General features: G+C 60.5%; 16 protein-coding genes and 1 riboswitch. Of the genes, 14 read left to right on the top strand and 2 right to left on the bottom strand.

The genetic code is table 11. The features are described from left to right. Nucleotides 1–89: 89 nt before the first annotated feature. Complete coding sequence (locus tag AAFG07_RS30715; RefSeq protein WP_342723497.1) at nucleotides 90–1244, top strand: PDR/VanB family oxidoreductase; 1155 nt, start codon at nucleotides 90–92, stop codon at nucleotides 1242–1244. Nucleotides 1245–1466: 222 nt separating this feature from the next. On the opposite strand, the gene AAFG07_RS30710 is transcribed toward AAFG07_RS30715, so the two are convergent. After that, nucleotides 1467–2486, bottom strand: coding sequence for an aromatic ring-hydroxylating dioxygenase subunit alpha (locus AAFG07_RS30710; protein WP_342723496.1), 1020 nt, complete (start codon nucleotides 2484–2486; stop codon nucleotides 1467–1469). A 208-nt stretch (nucleotides 2487–2694) separates the two neighbouring features. Beyond that, complete coding sequence (locus tag AAFG07_RS30705) at nucleotides 2695–3000, bottom strand: hypothetical protein (RefSeq protein WP_342723495.1); 306 nt, start codon at nucleotides 2998–3000, stop codon at nucleotides 2695–2697. Between the two features lie 169 nt (nucleotides 3001–3169). Here AAFG07_RS30705 and AAFG07_RS30700 point away from each other — a divergent pair, with 169 nt between their 5' ends. From AAFG07_RS30700 to AAFG07_RS30640, 13 genes are all read left to right on the top strand, one after another. Further along, entirely contained in the window at nucleotides 3170–4330 is a 1161-nt protein-coding gene (locus AAFG07_RS30700; protein ID WP_342723494.1) for an enolase C-terminal domain-like protein, read from the top strand. Nucleotides 4331–4368: 38 nt separating this feature from the next. Continuing rightward, nucleotides 4369–5547, top strand: coding sequence for a Xaa-Pro peptidase family protein (locus AAFG07_RS30695; protein WP_342723493.1), 1179 nt, complete (start codon nucleotides 4369–4371; stop codon nucleotides 5545–5547). Between the two features lie 117 nt (nucleotides 5548–5664). Beyond that, nucleotides 5665–7104, top strand: a complete 1440-nt coding sequence (locus tag AAFG07_RS30690; protein WP_342723492.1) for an amidohydrolase family protein — start codon at nucleotides 5665–5667, stop codon at nucleotides 7102–7104. A gap of 53 nt (nucleotides 7105–7157) precedes the next feature. Then, a riboswitch (glycine riboswitch) is annotated at nucleotides 7158–7260 on the top strand. A gap of 146 nt (nucleotides 7261–7406) precedes the next feature. Continuing rightward, nucleotides 7407–8690, top strand: a complete 1284-nt coding sequence (locus AAFG07_RS30685; protein ID WP_342723491.1) for a D-amino acid dehydrogenase — start codon at nucleotides 7407–7409, stop codon at nucleotides 8688–8690. A 187-nt stretch (nucleotides 8691–8877) separates the two neighbouring features. After that, nucleotides 8878–9966: an NAD/NADP octopine/nopaline dehydrogenase family protein gene (locus AAFG07_RS30680; protein ID WP_342723490.1), complete on the top strand. Its 1089-nt coding sequence runs from the start codon at nucleotides 8878–8880 to the stop codon at nucleotides 9964–9966. Beyond that, nucleotides 9963–10853, top strand: coding sequence for a dipicolinate synthase subunit DpsA (locus AAFG07_RS30675; RefSeq protein ID WP_342723489.1), 891 nt, complete (start codon nucleotides 9963–9965; stop codon nucleotides 10851–10853). Before AAFG07_RS30680 ends, AAFG07_RS30675 begins: the two co-directional genes overlap by 4 nt. After that, complete coding sequence (locus AAFG07_RS30670; RefSeq protein WP_342723488.1) at nucleotides 10850–12196, top strand: amidohydrolase family protein; 1347 nt, start codon at nucleotides 10850–10852, stop codon at nucleotides 12194–12196. The genes AAFG07_RS30675 and AAFG07_RS30670 overlap by 4 nt, the downstream gene beginning before the upstream one ends. Before the next feature lie 47 nt (nucleotides 12197–12243). Next, a complete protein-coding gene (locus tag AAFG07_RS30665; RefSeq protein ID WP_342723487.1) occupies nucleotides 12244–12879 on the top strand; it encodes a resolvase in 636 nt (211 codons plus the stop codon). Continuing rightward, nucleotides 12879–13079, top strand: a complete 201-nt coding sequence (locus AAFG07_RS30660; RefSeq protein WP_342723486.1) for a 2-hydroxymuconate tautomerase — start codon at nucleotides 12879–12881, stop codon at nucleotides 13077–13079. Before AAFG07_RS30665 ends, AAFG07_RS30660 begins: the two co-directional genes overlap by 1 nt. Continuing rightward, nucleotides 13076–14065, top strand: a complete 990-nt coding sequence (locus AAFG07_RS30655; RefSeq protein WP_342723485.1) for an isochorismatase family protein — start codon at nucleotides 13076–13078, stop codon at nucleotides 14063–14065. Before AAFG07_RS30660 ends, AAFG07_RS30655 begins: the two co-directional genes overlap by 4 nt. 249 nt (nucleotides 14066–14314) lie before the next feature. Continuing rightward, complete coding sequence (locus AAFG07_RS30650; protein ID WP_342723484.1) at nucleotides 14315–15055, top strand: GntR family transcriptional regulator; 741 nt, start codon at nucleotides 14315–14317, stop codon at nucleotides 15053–15055. Nucleotides 15056–15082: 27 nt separating this feature from the next. Further along, entirely contained in the window at nucleotides 15083–15550 is a 468-nt protein-coding gene (locus tag AAFG07_RS30645; protein WP_342723483.1) for a RidA family protein, read from the top strand. A gap of 3 nt (nucleotides 15551–15553) precedes the next feature. Further along, nucleotides 15554–16546 carry a GTP-binding protein gene (locus tag AAFG07_RS30640; protein ID WP_342723482.1) on the top strand — a complete coding sequence of 331 codons (993 nt, stop codon included), beginning with the start codon at nucleotides 15554–15556 and terminating at the stop codon, nucleotides 16544–16546. The last annotated feature ends 170 nt before the right edge of the window (nucleotides 16547–16716 follow it).

The following is a 16716-nucleotide window of genomic DNA, read 5'->3' as shown; positions in this document are numbered from 1 at the left end:
CGACTTAGCGCTCGATGTTCTGTTCGCTCTGCTGAGCCCGTTAGCGGCAGGCGGAGCCTCGCAGGTCGCATCGTAAACCAGTGATCTCGATGATTCAGGGCAGGTTCCCGAATAGCTATTTGCTGGTGATTGGGTGCGTATTATCGACCAGGCCGATAGTTCGGCTCCAGGAAATCGATTTCCGCGATGCTGTTGAGTTGAATAGAATCAAACCCTCTAGCCAGCCGAATCCGGCAATGGGCTTAGGTCTTGATAACGCGTTTTGGGCTGTTGATACAATGGTCGATGCAGAAAATGCGATGGAAGTGCGGATTCGCAAGGTCCATTGCATCGCGACCGATATTGTAGGCATCGAGCTTGAATCGGCGACTTCTAATGTATTGCCGCGCTTTTCTGCCGGTGCCCACGTCGATGTCTATGTGTCGGACAAAATTGTTCGCCAGTATTCCCTTTGCAGTGATCCATCTGATTCGAGCTACTACCGACTTGCTATACTGAAGGACGCAAATTCAAGAGGGGGATCCAAGGCCGTTCACGAGAACCTTCATGAAGGAATGAGCCTGAAGATCGGGCGGCCCCGCAATAATTTCGAGCTCATTGAGGACGGTGGGCGTGCGATACTTCTCGCGGGAGGGATCGGGATTACTCCGCTTCTGTCGATGGCGTACAGGCTGCAGACGCTTGGCGCGGACTTCGATCTTCACTTGTGCGTTCGTTCCTTGGATCGCGCGCCATTCCTCGCCGAAATCGCGGCGGCGCCGTTTGCGAACAGGTTTCGCTTGCATGTCGACGACGGGCCGGCAGAGCAGCGCTTTCTGCCCGAGAGAGATCTTCGGCTCGGTTCTTCGCAAGCGAGAGTCTACGTCTGCGGTCCCAAAGGCTTCATGGACTTTGCGGTGTCTGGCGCGAGAAAAGCAGGTTGCCCAGACGAAAGGCTGCATACCGAGAGTTTTTCGGGTGGGGATGTCAAGGGCGGGAACTCGTTCACCGTCATTGCTTCACGAAGCGGCCGGAGGCTCACGGTTACCGGTGAAAAATCTATCGCGGCAGTCCTCGAAGAAAATGGAATAAGCGTAAATCTGTCGTGCGAGCAGGGAATATGCGGAACGTGTCTGACACGGGTGCTCAAAGGTCAGCCTGAGCACAGGGATAGCTTTCAAACTGCCGCCGAGAAGCTGACGAATGATCGGATTGCCATCTGCTGCTCACGCTCGTTGTCCGACGAGATAGTCCTCGAAATCTAGCGCAGAGCAACTATCGCGTTTGAATCCCCGTGTGAATGGTCCAACAATCAGCCTCCGGAGTGGGGAGGTTGAAAAAAGGACTGCGGCGGCGTCCTTGCATTCTCCTCTCGCCGATGCGCCAAAAAAATGGCCGCGGGCACCAAGCCGCGGCCAAGTCAGGGAGAAAATTGGACGGCCCGATCGGCGACCGGATCTCTTCCTGTCGCCGGGTTTGCGAGCCGACTAGCCGTGCTCAGCCTGCAGCTGAGCTTCCACGATCCGCCGTGCTCTCACTGCTGGTCCGTCGGTGTGCAGAAGGACCGGCTTCAGCGACATGAGATCGCTCGTGTCCACCGCGCGCTGCTGAGCCTCGATGACCGGCTTGTCTTCATCGTCGAAAACGGCCACGCCGACCCTCAGCAATTCCTGGCTGAGGTCGTCTTCGTCCTGGCGAAAATCACGGGACATCGCCCAGAAGTAGTGCGACGACGTTTCGGTTTCCGGCGTGAGCAGGTGCGAGGTTGGAATCGAAATTCCTTCCTCGACTGGTCGGTTGACGCCCGTCATGCCCACGTCGAGCAGGAGGAGAGACGGTGGGTTCCACCGCATGAAGTTGCGATGGTCTCCTCGCTGATCCTTTGGATATCCGAGCATCTGAAAATAGTTGTTGGGCAATTGATTGGGACGCGAGAATTTCGCCCAGACTTCGTTGGATTGCCCATCTTTTTCGGCTTCGAACCGTGGCGGCCCTTCCGCGTTCTTGAACATCGGGTGCACGTATTGTCCATGGCTCAGATCGAGCAGATTGTCGGAAATGAGCTGATAGTTCGCCTGGACGTGGAGATAGCTGCAAACCGTGCGAAACTTCGGGTTCGTCAGGATACTGAAGTCCGCGATCGACGATTCGTCGGCCTTGCTGGCTTCTCCAAGCCAAAGCCACACGACGCCATGTTTCTCGACAATCTTGTAGCTTTTGACTTTGGCGGCCCGGGGGATCAGTCCGTCGCCATGTGGGTTGAGCGTGCATGCGCCGGTCTGATCAAAGCACAGTCCGTGGTAGCCACACTCTACGATGTCACCTTTGAGGCGTCCGAGATGCAGCGGGACGAAACGATGCGGACAGCGGTCGGTAAGACCGGCGACGTTACCGGCTTCGGTGCGGTAGAAGACGATGTTCTCATTGGCGATCGTCCGCGGCAGCAGGCTGCGGGTGATTTCACTCGACCATGCGGCCGCGTACCAGGTGTTTTGAATGAACGGCATGGGCTCCCCTTGCTCCGTTTGTCGAAGGCGGTCGGCGAAAGGTCCCATCGTTGGAGAAGTTTTAAAAATCAGTATTTCCAATGCGAAATATCGGGATTTTCGATAGTTCGCCGTGCGAGCTAAAGGCCGATCCTTAGTCGTTCGAGACTGGAGAGCGGCGATGGTTCAGCGCGGTGGCGGACGCTAGGGCGGTGCGACCAACGTCCCTTCAGCGGCCGTCGTCAATCTCGTAGATATGGCGCTCGAACCGTTCGAGCAGCGTATGCATCGTCCTGCGTGCTTCGGCAAATGCCTCAGAGCCGGCGCGAGCGGCAAGGTCGGCCTCATAGGCTTTGCGAGAAGGAAACCGGCATTCCCATCTGACGTCGGGCCCGTTGCCTTCGCGCAGAACGAAGATTTCTCCGGGATCCAGCCCCAGTGCGCACCTGATGGCAGTCGCGCTTCGTCGTTGTTGGAGGACCGCCGGCCCGTGGCCATCTTTGGCGAAGTAGTTGGTTGCTTCGACGATCGTCAATTCGGTCCTCCCCAGGCCGCGAGCTTTCCGCGTTCCACCCCCATTGGTGATAATTCGCCATCAGGGCACTTGATCTTCTTGTATCATGATCATAAACTGTGATCACATTAGCTGATCTCAAGTCAGTATATCGAACCGAGTTGGCGACAACAAGAGAAGGCAGGCCGGTTTGCCCACGATCAAATCCATCGAAACATTGATTGTCCAACTGCCGACGCGACGCGAGCACAAATGGGCGGGTCTGACCGAGGTGATCGGCCGATATGTCATCGTCAAGATGGTGGATAGCGATGGCCGCGTCGGTTGGGGCGAAGCGCCGGCACTCAAGGATTGGGGCGGTGAATTCGGGCGCTACTTCGGTGAATCCGCGCTTATCACCCGTACCGTGATCGACACCTATCTCGGGCCCGCCGTTGTTGGCGTCGAGCTCGGCAATATCGCCGAACTGCATGTGCGAATGGATGCCATCATCAGGGGGTATCCCTATTCCAAGGCCGCCGTCGAGTTTGCCGCCTACGACTTGGCTGGTCGCTGGCTCGGCGTTCCCGTCTCCACCCTGCTCGGCGGTAAGTCGCGCGATCGTGTGCCGGTGACGCATTCCATTGGCCTGATCTCGATCGAAGAGGCCCGCCTTGAGGTCGCCAAGCTGGTCAAGGAGGGAGTGCGGACCATCAAGGTGAAAATCGGGGTCGAACCCGACCGCGACGTTGCCATGGTCGACGCCGTGCGCGAGGTCGCCGGCGATGCCGTCGAAATCTGCGTCGACGCCAACGAAGGCTACAAGACGCCGGGGGAGGCAGTCCAGGTCGTTCGCCGAATGGAAAAGAACCGGCTGAAATATGTCGAGCAGCCGGTCATGGGCATCGAGCGCATTGCCGAGGTCGGTCGTCGCATCGACGCGCCGGTGATGGCCGACGAGTCGGCGTGGAACGCTCATGATTCGATCCAGATTGTCCGGTCCGGCGGGATCCAGATCGTGTCCATCTACACGACAAAGGCCGGCGGTCTGTACAAGGCGATGGAGGTCGGCGCGGTGTGCCGCGCTGCAGGTATCATCTGCAACGTCAACGGCTCGATCGAGACGGGTGTCGGTAACTTGGCCAACGTCCAGCTCGCAGCAGCGTCGCCATCCGTCACGCTGTCCTGCGTCATTCCGGTTTCGACGCCGGCGGAGTTCCAGCACGGTCAGGTTGGCGGCATCTACTACAAGGACGATCTGCTCGTCGAACCGATGAAGGTTGTCGATGGCGCGATCGTGGTTCCATCCGGCCCTGGGATGGGCGTCGATGTCGACCTCAAGAAAATCGAGAAATACCGCGTGCGTGATTGAGCGCGGAACAAAGAAGCCTGGAGAGAAGAGGAGAAATCATGCGGGCAGAAATCGTCGCGAAGCAGGTCGAGTCAATGTCCCGGTACGGGCTCGATGCCATCATCTGCTCCTCGCCGGAGAACTTCTCCTATACCGCCGGGTTCGTGGTTCCCTCGCAACCTCTCATCCGTCACCGTCATGCCATGACCATCGTCACCGCCGACGGCCGAAAGGCCCTGTTCGGCGTCGATATGGAAGCCTCGACGATCAAGCGCCGCCAACCGGACGTGCCAACGCGCATCTGGGCCGAGTTCAGCGACGATCCGATGCTCGTGCTCGCCGATCAGCTCGCCGGTCTCGGTCTCGGTCAGGCTCGCATCGGGCTCGAGATGGACTACCTGCCGGCCGGTGATTTTGCTCGGCTGATCAAGGCCATGCCAGCGGCGAAGTTCGAACGTGCCGAACCGATCCTGGCGCGGCTTCGTCAAATCAAGACGTCGGAGGAAATCGCGCTGCTGCGCAAGCTCTCCCGCATCGCCGATCAGGCGATAACGGATACGCTCGGGGTGGTCGATGAGGGAGACTCGGAAATGGACATCGCCGGGCACCTCACGCGCAATGTGTATTCCCTGGGGGCCGATCACTTCAAGCTGATGATCGTGGCGACCGGCGAACGCAGCGTGTTGCCCAACGTCGGCCCGTCGCAGCGCATCTTGAAGCGCAGCGATGTGTGCCGCGTGGAAATCTTCTCCGTGATCGATGGTTATCAGGCGGGGGTCTGCCGCACTGCCGTGGTCGGCCAGGCGCCGCCCATGGCCGAAAAGATCTGGGCGCATCTGGTCGAATGCAAGTACGAGATCATGGAGAAGGTGAAACCCGGCGCGAGCTGTCGCGAGATCTACGACGCGTTCATCGCAAAGCTGAGCAAGCTCAATCTGCCGCCGATTTCGTTCGTCGGACATGGCATCGGGCTGCACCTCCACGAGGATCCTTATCTCGGAGTGACGCCAGTGTTGGGCAAGCCCGGGAGTGACGCGCCACTGGAGGAGAACATGGTGCTTGGTTTCGAGCCGCTCTGCTACGACACCGGCTATGGCTTCGGCATGCAGAACAAGGATATGTTGCTGGTAACCGCCAACGGCTCCGAGTTGCTGTCCGACTACGCCGACACCGATCGGTTGATTCCCGCTGGCACTGCCAAGAAAGGCGGCGCTATGAAGAGGGCCGCGGTCGCCTGACGGCGGTCCTTGGCCGCGAACGACCGGACGACAGGCTTCGCCCGGTCGAGCGCTGCCGAAACTGCTCGTCGTCACGGCGGGGCATACAGTCCGTGAAAGCAAGTATTGGGTGAAGGCATGCGCACACTGATCAAGGACTTGAACTTCGCTTTCACGGTCGACAAAAACGATACGGTCCTGCGCAATGCCAGCTTGGTGATCGAGAACGATCGCATTTCCGATATTGGCCCTGCTAGGGAAGTGGCGGCGCGGCAGAAGAGCGTCAGCTTCGACAAGGTGGTTGACGGCAGGATGCTCGGCGCCTGCCCCGGCTTCGTCGACAGCCACGTCCATCTTTCGGAGACGCTGTCGCGCGCGGTATTTCCGGATAATCTCAACACCCGTGCCTGGGTCTTCCACTGGGCCAAGCCGTTTTACGCTCACATCACTGAAGAGGACGAATATTGGGGCGCGCTGCTCGGCGTCACGGAGATGCTGCGTTGTGGCACCACCTGCTTCCTCGATATGGGATCGCAATACGATCCCGGAATCGTCGTTCGCGCGATGGAGAAGGTGGGCATTCGCGGCATCACCGGGCGGCATGCCGCCGACAATCCTCCGCCGGAGCTTCCTCGTGGCTGGACCAAGGAAATGGTCGATCATCATTTCTTCCCGAACGCCGAAGCGGCGCTCAAGGTCCTTGAGGACTGTGTCATTCGCTACAACGGTGCACTCGACGGCCGCGCACGCTGCTGGGTCAACATCGAGGGCAAGGAGCCGTGCAGCCTCGAACTTCATGTCGGCGCCGTGAAGCTTGCCGAAAGGCTGGGCGTCGGCACGACCTACCACCTTGCAACATCGATCGAGGAGGCGAGGGTCTGCGAGAAGAAGTATGGCGCATGGCCGATCACCCGCATCGACAGGGCTGGAGGCATCCAGAAGAACCTGGTGATCGCCCATGGCGCGGCAGTGTCGGACGACGAAGTCCGCCTGCTTGCCGACCGTGGCGCCAGTGTCGCCTTCTGCCCGTGTTCGTCGTTCAAGCTTGGCAAGGGCGCAACCGCCATCGGAAAGTATCCGGAGATGGTGAAGGCGGGCGTGAAAGTCGGACTCGGCACCGACGGGGTGTCGGCCGCAGGCAACATGAATCTGATGCGGCAAATGCTGATCGTCGCAGGCATGTTCAAGGATGCACGCCTGCAACCGGATATCTTCACGGCGCGCCAGGCCCTGCGTGCGGCGACCATCGAAGGCGCGAGGGCGTTGATGTGGGACGACGAGATCGGCTCGCTGGAGATCGGCAAGAAGGCTGATCTCATCCTCTTTGATCTCGACCACGTGGAGTGGACGCCGTTCCACGACCCACTGCAAGCCCTGGTGTTCTCGGCGTCGACCGCTTCGATCGCCCAGACCTGGGTCGACGGCAAGGTGCTGTACGCCGATGGAAAGGTGCAGGGCGTCGACGAGGCAGAGATTCGGCGTAAGGCTCGCGAACTTGCCGCGGCAGCGGTCGAGCGCGCCGGTCTGCATGAGGAACAAGTTGAAACAACCACCACTCTGTACGACGGAGGGAATTGATAGCTCGCCTTCCATGGCGGAGGCGCATGGCAGCCAAAGAATTCACGCGTTCAAGAGGCTGCATGGGAGAGACCGGTCGCCGCCGTGGCGGTATTGGCCGGCGCCGAAGGAGCAACCCCCAGGAAACTCTCAGGCAAAGGTGACCATGCAGCTGAACGATCTGGAGAGTGGCACTGCGAGTGCCCACCGAAGGGGACCGCCGCACCGGCCAAGCCGCCGTGGCTAATCTCTCAGGTACAGCGACAGATTGGGGATGAGCCGCGGGCTTCGGTCCGCTCCCAATTTCTATCGCGGAGAGAGTAATGCCCCATATCGCTGTCATCGGCGCTGGTATCACCGGCGTCACCACTGCCTATTCCCTTCTCAATCGCGGCTATTCCGTCACGGTGATCGACCGGCAGCGTTATGCCGGAATGGAGACGTCGTTCGCCAATGGCGGCCAGCTATCGGCGAGCAATGCCGAGGTCTGGAATAGCTGGTCGACGGTTTTCAAGGGAGTGAAGTGGATGCTGAAGCGCGATGCGCCGCTGCTGATGAATCCTGCACCGACCTGGCACAAATATGCCTGGCTCGGGGAATTCGTCTACAACATCGGAAAATATCGCAGCAATACGATCGAGACCGTGCGGCTCGCCATTGCCGCGCGCAAGCACCTGTTCGAAATTGCTGAGCGCGAGCACATCGACTTCGATCACGAACGTCGCGGTATCCTGCATATCTATCGGGACAAGGCCAGCTTCCAGCATGCATTGAAGGTCAATGCGATTCTGGTGGACGGGGGCCTGGACCGTCGTCCGGTCACCGCCGCGGAGGTGAAGTCGATCGAGCCAACCCTGCATGGCGATTTCTTCGGCGGCTTCTACACCCCGTCGGATTCCACCGGTGACATCCATAAGTTCACCTACGGACTTGCCAAGGTATGCGAGCAGCGAGGTGTCCGCTTCATCTTTGACGCCACGGTGAGGCGGATCGATCGGAACGGCGTTTATCGCATCGCACATTCGTATGAGGCGTCTTGCGGCGATCAGGGCCTGGTCGATCAGATCATCGAGGCCGATGGCGTCGTCGTATGTGCCGGATCGGCGAGTCGCAACTTGGCTGCGATGCTCGGTGATCGCCTGAATATCTATCCGGTGAAGGGCTATTCGATCACCGTGCATCTCGACGACGAGCGGAGTCAAAAGGCCGCCCCCTGGGTGAGCCTGCTTGATGACGGCGCCAAGATCGTGACCAGCCGGTTGGGCGCCGCGCGCTTTCGCGTGGCGGGCACCGCAGAGCTCAACGGCATGAACCGCGACATACGCCACGACCGCATCAAGCCGCTGGTCGACTGGACGCGAACGCTGTTCCCGTCCGTCGATACCAATCGCGTCGTGCCGTGGGCTGGGCTGCGTCCGATGATGCCCAATATGATGCCGCGGGTCGGGAAGGGCAGGATGCCCGGGGTCTTCTACAACACCGGCCACGGTCATCTGGGTTGGACGGTTTCGGCCGCGACGGCGGAGATGGTCGCCGAATGCGTCGCCGGCGAAATAACTGCCGGTCGTATGGAGCATTTCCGCCTGGACGCGGAGCAAACGGCATGAACGGATTCACGGCGTTGGCCTTCGCGCCGTTGCCGGACGCCCGGACCATGTGTCCGTTGCTGCGGATGCATGGGCACCCCTCCGTGGGCGAGCGCTCGTTCAGCTTGACAATGGCGTATGTGATCATACTCTGTGATCAAAATATATCTCAGGAGGTGCCCTTGCGCTCGGATCTGCGGAGGCCAGAATGAAGGTTGCTGTACTGGGAGCGGGGGCGGGCGGCGCGGCCTCGGTCGCGGAGTTGGTTCAGGCGGGCCACTCCGTTCACTTCTGGGGGCGTTCGGCCGAAACGCTCGAGCCGCATCTCAGGCTCGGCGGTGTTGCGTTCGACGGAAAGCTCGGCGAGGGGGTCGCCAAGCCTGCCCTGATCACGACCGATCTCAAATCAGCCATCTCCGGGGTGGACGTAGCGGTGGTCGCGCTTCCGACGTTCTCGCATTCGGCCATAGCCAAGGCACTCGCCAAGGCCGGCTGGCCGTCGAACAGGCCCGTCGTGCTCAATCCTGGTCACACCGGCGGGGCACTGGAGTTCGCGGAAACCTATTCGCGCACCGGCTGCGCAGTGCCGCCGGTGGCGGAATTCTCCACGCTCACCTATGTCGCGCGCAAATACCGCCCCGATGCTGTGACCGTCAGCGGTCGGGCGAAGCAACTGAAGGCTGCGGCTCTCAAGGGAGGCGCGGAAGCCTTGGAGGTCGCGGCAAAACTGTATCCGGGCGTGGTACCTGTAGCCGACGTGATCGCCTCCGACCTTTCCAACGTCAACATGATCCTGCATCCACCTGGCGCGGTGCTGGCTGCCGCTTGGGTGGAAGCGACCGGCGGCAGCTTCACGTTCTACGTCGACGCAATGACGCCCGGCGTCGCCCGGGTGATGCGGCAACTGGACGATGAGCGGCTGGCAGTCGCCCGGGCATTCGGGCACGAACTGCCGAACCTGATCGAAGAGATGAAGCTGCTCGGCACGGTCGAGGCCGATGTGGTCGACGTTACCGATTACGCCGCCGCGATTGCCGGCGGCGAGGCCAATCGCCGTATCAAGGGGCCGGACTCGCTCGAGTCCCGCTACTACAAAGAGGATTTCGGCCATGGCCTGCTGCCCTTCATCGAATTTGCAGGGATCGCCGGGGTAGATGTGCCGGTGGCGACCTCGCTCTATCGCCTCGCGCAGGCCGCGGTCGGAACAGACTTCCGGATTGGCGGGCGGACTGCGGAAGCGATGGGTATCTCCGGTATGTCCAGGGATCAGCTCATCGAGAAGGTAAGGGCCCCATGAGTTGGCAGAACACGGTTATCGCCATAGTCGCCGGCGACGCACGCGAACAGGAGATCGCCCGCTGCGCCGTGAGGGCTGGAGCCGTCGTTCGGGCGTACGGTTTCCCGTGGCCTGATGAGGGCATCGAGGGCGTCTATCATGCTTCCGACGCCGCCGACGCCTTGAAGGGGGCTGACATAGCGCTCTTTCCAATTCCGGGCATCAGTGCGGAAGGCGCGCTTTTTGCACCGAAGTGCCCGGAAAAGATCATTCCAACGCGCGAGATGTTGGCCGGCATGCGGCCATCCGCAAACATCATACTCGGTTGGGCGGACCGCAACCTCAAGGCTCATTCCGAAGCGCTCGGTATCACGCTGCATGAGTACGAATGGGACGTCGACCTGATGCTGCTGCGCGGGCCGGCGATCGTCGAGGGCGTGCTGAGGGTGATCATTGAGAATACGCAGATCACCATCCATAAATCCAACGTCTGCCTGGTCGGGCAAGGCACGATCGGATCGCTGCTGACAAAGACGCTGGTCGCTCTCGGGGCCCATGTTCATGTCGCGGCGCGCAACCCGGTTCAGCGCGCGGCAGCCTATGCAGCGGGCGCCGAAGCGCTGACGCTCGAACAATTGCCGGCAATTCTGCCCAGCACCGATATCGTCATCGGCAGCGTTCCGAAACGACTGCTCGAGCGCGAGCAACTAGCTCTTTTGCCAAAGCATGCACTGCTGGTCGATGTCGCAGCGCCTCCCGGAACCATCGATCGGGACGCGGCCGCCGAGCTGGGGCTGAAAGCTCTCTGGGCTCGCGGCATGGGCGCGCGTGCGCCGATCACCGTCGGTCGGAGTCAGTGGACCGGCATCAGTCGCCGGATCGAGGAAATACTGGAGCGAAGATCATGAAAGCGGACCTGGTCATCAAGAATGCGCGGGTCGTGCGCCACGACGGAGAGTTCCGCGGCGGCGTTGCGGCAATGGATGGAAAAATCGTATTGACGGGAGCTGATGACGCTCTTCCGGATGCAAAGCGCACGATCGACGCCGAGGGCCGGGTATTGATGCCGGGGGTGATCGACCCGCACTGTCATCTCGGCGTGAAGTTTCCTTTCGCCGAGGACATGCGGACCGAGACGGCGGCCGCGGCCTCCGGCGGTGTAACGACGGCGCTTCTCTATATTCGCAACCTGAAGGAATCCTATCTGCCGTTCTACGAGGAGCGTAAGGCGATCGGCGAAGAAAACTCGCTAATCGATTTCGGTTTTCATTTCGGTATCCAGCGTGAAGAACACATCGCTGAGATCCCCGAGGTGATCGCCAAGACCGGCGTCAGATCCTTCAAGTGCTATTTCGGTTACGAGCCGGACAATCCGATCGGCATCGTGCCGGCGACCGACGGTTGGGTCTATGCCGCCATGCGGATCCTCGCGAAAGTCCCGGGCGGCGTCATCAATGTGCATTGCGAGAACACGCAGATCGCCTCCTGGATCAAAAAGGAGATTTCAGCCACCGGCCGTCAGGATCTTGGCGCTTATACCGAGTCCCGCCCCGCCTTCTGCGAGGTGGAGACCATTCGTCGCATGATCTTTCTTGCGGAGAAGACCGGCTGCTCGCTTCATCTGGTCCACACCTCCGTCGGCATGGGGCCGGTGCTCGCCGCCGAGGCACGGGCGCGCGGCGTGCACGTCACGGTCGAGACTTGCCCGCATTACCTCACCCGCACCTGCTATGACGAAGACCTCGACATGCGCGCCAAGATCTCGCCACCGCTTCGTGATCGTAATGAGCTCGAGGGGCTTTGGCAGGGCATGCTGAACGGCTCGGTCTACAGCCTTGGAACAGACCACGTTCCGTTCCTGCCCAAGAAGCTCGAGAATCTATGGACCGAATTCCCGGGCGTGGTGAGCTTCCCGTGGGAGCTGTCGCTGATGCTGCACTTCGGCGTCCATCAGCGCGGTTTGCCATTGAGCAGGCTTGTCGAGCTCAACTCCTTCAACCCCGCTCGCCGCTTCGGCCTCTGGCCGCGCAAGGGTCATATTGAAGTCGGTTTCGATGCCGACCTCGTGCTCGTCGACCTCGATGAGGAGCGCACGGTCAAACACATCGGGAAGGGCACCTGCATTTACGAGGGATGGAAGCTCAAGGGCTGGCCCGTGCTGACAGTCGCGCGCGGCGAGGTCATCTATGAAAATGGGGCTGTCGCCGAAAACGGCTTCGGTCGCGGCCGGTGTGTGACCCGACCGTCATGACGGGCACGGACCTTCACCGGCTGGAGTTGGCGGGGCGGGAGCCGCTCATGCCCGGCCAACTATCGGTGAGCGAAGCGGTCGCCGGGATCCTGGCGCGGAAGGACGCGATCCGTCAGGAGAGGTTGTCGGGACTCCATAACCCCTGGGGGCATGCCATCGGCTTCACCGATCCGTGGACGTTCTTGAGCATTTGCGAGAGCGATGCTGTCGTGGATGAAGCACGTAGCGTCCTGGGTCCGGACATCATCCTGTGGGACAGCGAGCTGTTCACGGAAGCGCGCAAATATACGGATTTCCTGCGCGAGAAGAAGGAAGGTCGCTATTGGCCAGTCACCCCACTCGCCGGAGCGATCGTCGTGCTCGGTGTCGGTGGAGCCGACCCACGGCCCAAGGCCATCAGTCTGAATGATGTGCACGAGAGTGTGCTCGACAGGCACGATCCGTTGGATCCGATCTACGTGATCAGACTGTTGCCGGGCACCAGCCATTTCGATCGAAACCCGCTGCATCCAGCGCACCGCGCATGCATGGAAGAGCAGGTTCTGATCAACTACGCCAACCGTCCGCTATGGCTGCTCAGCGGTGCCGACCGGACGAACAACGATCTGGTTACGGGCTTCTCGCTTGCCGCGCCCGCCTGGGCATCAGGCGGCCTGGCCGCCGAAAAAGGAGGAGAGACTTAATGCCGTTTGTCATCGTCGAAATGTGGGAAGGCCGTACGGTCGAGCAGAAGCGCAGACTTGTGAAGGCCATCACCACGGCAATGGTCGAGGAGGCCGCGTGCAAGCCGGACCATTTGCATGTCGTGATCCATGAAACACCGAAGGAGAGCTGGGGCCGCGCCGGCGTGCTCGGAATTGACATGGTGGAGGACAAAAAATGAGCCTTGAGACCCTCGATTATCGCAAGTCGGCACTGCTGGTCATCGACCTCCAGAACGCCTTCATCCATGAAAAGGGCACGCTGGGCATTTCCGGGGTGGATACCAAGCGGCTGTCCACGATCGTCTCGCCGCTGGCAAAGCTGATCAAGCGATGCCAGGAGACCGGCATTCCCGTCATCTGGACCATGCAGGAGCACTTTGCCGTCGACAAAAACCGCGCTAGGAAGAAGCTGCTCGGTCATACCGCCCGGCGCAAGCAGGTGTCCGCGCTCGCGGGCAGTTGGGATGAGGAGATCATCGACGAGCTGAAGCCGCTCGCCGAGTTCAATCCGTCCTTCGTGATCCGCAAGCACCGCTTCGGCGCATTCTACGAAACCCGGTTGGAGATGATGCTGAAGATGCTGGGCACACAGCATCTCTTCGTCACCGGAGCAACCACCAACGCCTGCGTTGAAACGACCATTCGCGAAGCCTACCTCCGCGATTTCGACGTGATCGCGGTCGACGACTGCGTGTCAGGCGTCAATGCAGACTGGGAAGCGACCGCCAAGCAGGTCTGGAAGCAATACTTCTGCGAAGTTGCGCCGTCGTCCGACGTTATCGACTGGATCGGCGAGCAAATGAAGCCGCGGGTCACCAACTACGGGCATCAGTTGATCATGGTCAATGACATCGACAAGTCGGTCGACTTCTACACCAATCAACTGGGATTTACGGTCAGGCCGGCCAAGCCGCTCGCGGATGGGCGGCCCTTCATAGCATTCCATCAGGGCATCGCGCTGATCAACGGAAAGACGAAAGACCATCGCCAGCTCGACCACATCGCTTTTGAGGTCAACGACGTGCGCGCGCTCGATGCAAAGTTGAAGAAGGCCGGCGTGCATTACTATGATCAGCTGCACGATGGGCCTTACGGCTTGACGATCTACATCGCCGATCCGGATGGAACCAAGGTGGAGCTTTACCAGGCGGGGGCGACCGCCTGATCCCCGCGCTTTCGGACGGAAGGCTTTGCCAATGTCTTTTGTGCCGGCCGGCAGGCCTGAATCAACCCAGGCTTGCCGACAAGCAATCGTTACGACCGGTGCGGTTGCCGCTCAATTCCGAATCCGCTATTGATCACAAGATCAGATCACAAGGACGCAGTAGCTAAACGTCTTCTCCCGGGACGGGGCGGGCTCGATGCCCGAAGACGCAGACCGGCGGCGTGCTTTCAAAGAAAGAGAGATGGGGAGATGCGGACCGAAAAAAACGAAGTTGGCGAAGGCGGTACCGAGGAACGCAAGCGGCAGCGCGGTCACATCTACGAACGTGTGCTGAACTATATGCGCCGAGGCCTCATGGTGGGGGCCTTTGTTCCCGGCCAAGTCATGAGCCTGCGCAAGCTGGCGGCAGGGCTCGGTACGAGCCCAATGCCTGTTCGCGAAGTTCTCAGCCAGCTCGTCGCCGCCAATGCATTGGAGGAGACGAAGGGAGGCTCGGTGCGTGTGCCACGGCTTAGCCCGGAGAAGCTCAGCGACATTTTCTCGGTAAGGGAGCTGCTGGAAGGTTCGGCGGCCGAGCTCGCCGCCAAGAAGGCGACGCCTGCCCTAGTCAATGAACTGACGTCGATCAATAAGCAATTGCTCCAGGCGATCGCCAAGCGCGACATCCTGAACTGCCTGTCCTTCAATCAGAAGTTTCATTTCACACTTTACCAGGCTGGGGAATCGGAGACGCTCACGCTGCTGATCGAGTCGCTTTGGTTGCAGTTCGGACCGACCATGTACATGTCGCTGCTGATCCCTTCGATGCCTTGGAGCGCGTCGCACCACGCGGATATCCTGGCCGGACTGAAGGAGGGCAATGCCACCGCCGTCAAGCGCGGAACTATCCAGGACATCCGCACGACCTGCAAGGCTTTGCTCAGTATCGCCGGGTCGCAAGGAATCGAGCTGCCGTTCGCGCAAGGTATGGAGCTGCAGTTCGAGGACTAGAGAACTAGAAATCAGGAGCGCCACGTCATGGCAGGAACGTTCGAACAGAATCTGGCTCGATTGGGCATCAGTCTGCCCGCAACCGCGTCCCCCAGCGCCAACTACGTTCCCGCGCGCAAGGTGGGCAGCCAATTGTACATCTCCGGACAAGTCCCCAGCGAAGACGGTAAGGACAAATACACCGGCAAGCTCGGCTCGGACTTCTCGGTGGAGGAAGGTCAGGCGGCTGCCCGTCTTTGCGCAATCAACATCCTCGCTCAGGTCAAGCAGGCTCTTGACGGAAGCCTCGACAGGGTGGTCGGCGTTGTTAGGCTCGGCGGCTTCGTCAACGCGGTGCCCGACTTCAAGGATCATCCCAAGGTTCTGAACGGAGCCTCCGACCTGATGGTCGAGGTGTTTGGTGAGGCAGGACGTCACGCGCGAGCCGCCGTCGGATGCAGCTCATTGCCACGCAACGTTCCCGTCGAAGTCGACGCAATCTTCGAGGTTAGCTGAACCATGCAGCCTGCCGCTTCCTCCCTCGATGCGCGGATCCCGGTTCATGTGCTGACGGGATTTCTGGGGAGCGGCAAGACGACTTTTCTCCGGCACCTGCTCGATGAGCCGAGCCTCGCCGATACCGCGGTCATCATCAACGAGTTTGGCGAGGTCGGACTCGACCACCTCCTGGTGCGGGAAGTCACCGAGGACGTGGTCCTGCTGTCGTCGGGGTGCCTGTGCTGCGCAGTGCGCGACGACCTGATATCGACCCTGGCCGATCTTCTGGCAATGGCCCGTTCCGGCAATGTCGCGCCCTTCCGCCAGGTCGTGATTGAAACCACTGGCCTCGCCGATCCCGCGCCTATCATCCATGCCGTAATGAGCGCCCCCGAGTTGCTGCATCGTTGTCGCGCCGGAAGCATCGTCACGACGGTGGATGGTGTGAGCGGCTGCAATAGCATCCAGAACTTCGCGGAAGCGGCCCAGCAGGTCGCGCTGGCGGATTGCGTCGTCATCACCAAGGCGGAGCTTGTCGAGCCTTGGCAGGTGGACGCGCTCAAGGTCGAAATTGCCCGGGTCAATCCTTCAGTGCGGTCGCTGACGTCGAGCAAGGGCGCGATGGCGCCCGCGCGCGACGTCTTCGATCATGGGGAAAACCCGAAGCATCTCGGAACATCTCACGGATCCATACAGGGGGTGCACAGCCACGGCATCAAGACCTTCACCGTCGAGGTGCCGGGAGAGGTCGAATGGCCAGCCTTCGTCGAGTGGCTGGAATTGCTGCTGGCTGCGCGCGGCCAATCCATTCTCCGCGTCAAGGGCTTGTTGCCAGTCAAGGGCGATGAGCGGCCAGTCGTCATTCACGGCGTCCAGCACGTCGTCTATCCCCCGGAATACCTGCCGCGATGGCCGGAAGGCTCTCCACGCGGCTGGCTGGTGTTTATCGCGCGCAACCTCACGCGCGCTGCAATCGAAAATTCCCTGCCCAGTATCTTTGCGACCCGATACTAAAAATCAGAAATCGGCAGTCATGTTGACGCGCATTGAGCGCATTTTTTATGCACCGCAATAGGAAGGCGAGGCGCGCGTCGACGATGCCCCGATGGAATGTATCGCAATATCCGATGGTTGTTGCGCGCAAGGCTTTCATCACTCCAGCCGATAGCTGCACGAAAAACGAG

It is taken from the genome of Bradyrhizobium sp. B097, assembly GCF_038957035.1.
GTDB lineage: Bacteria > Pseudomonadota > Alphaproteobacteria > Rhizobiales > Xanthobacteraceae > Bradyrhizobium.
Note: the sequence above shows the minus strand (reverse complement) of the source record. Positions and strands in the feature narration are given on the sequence as shown.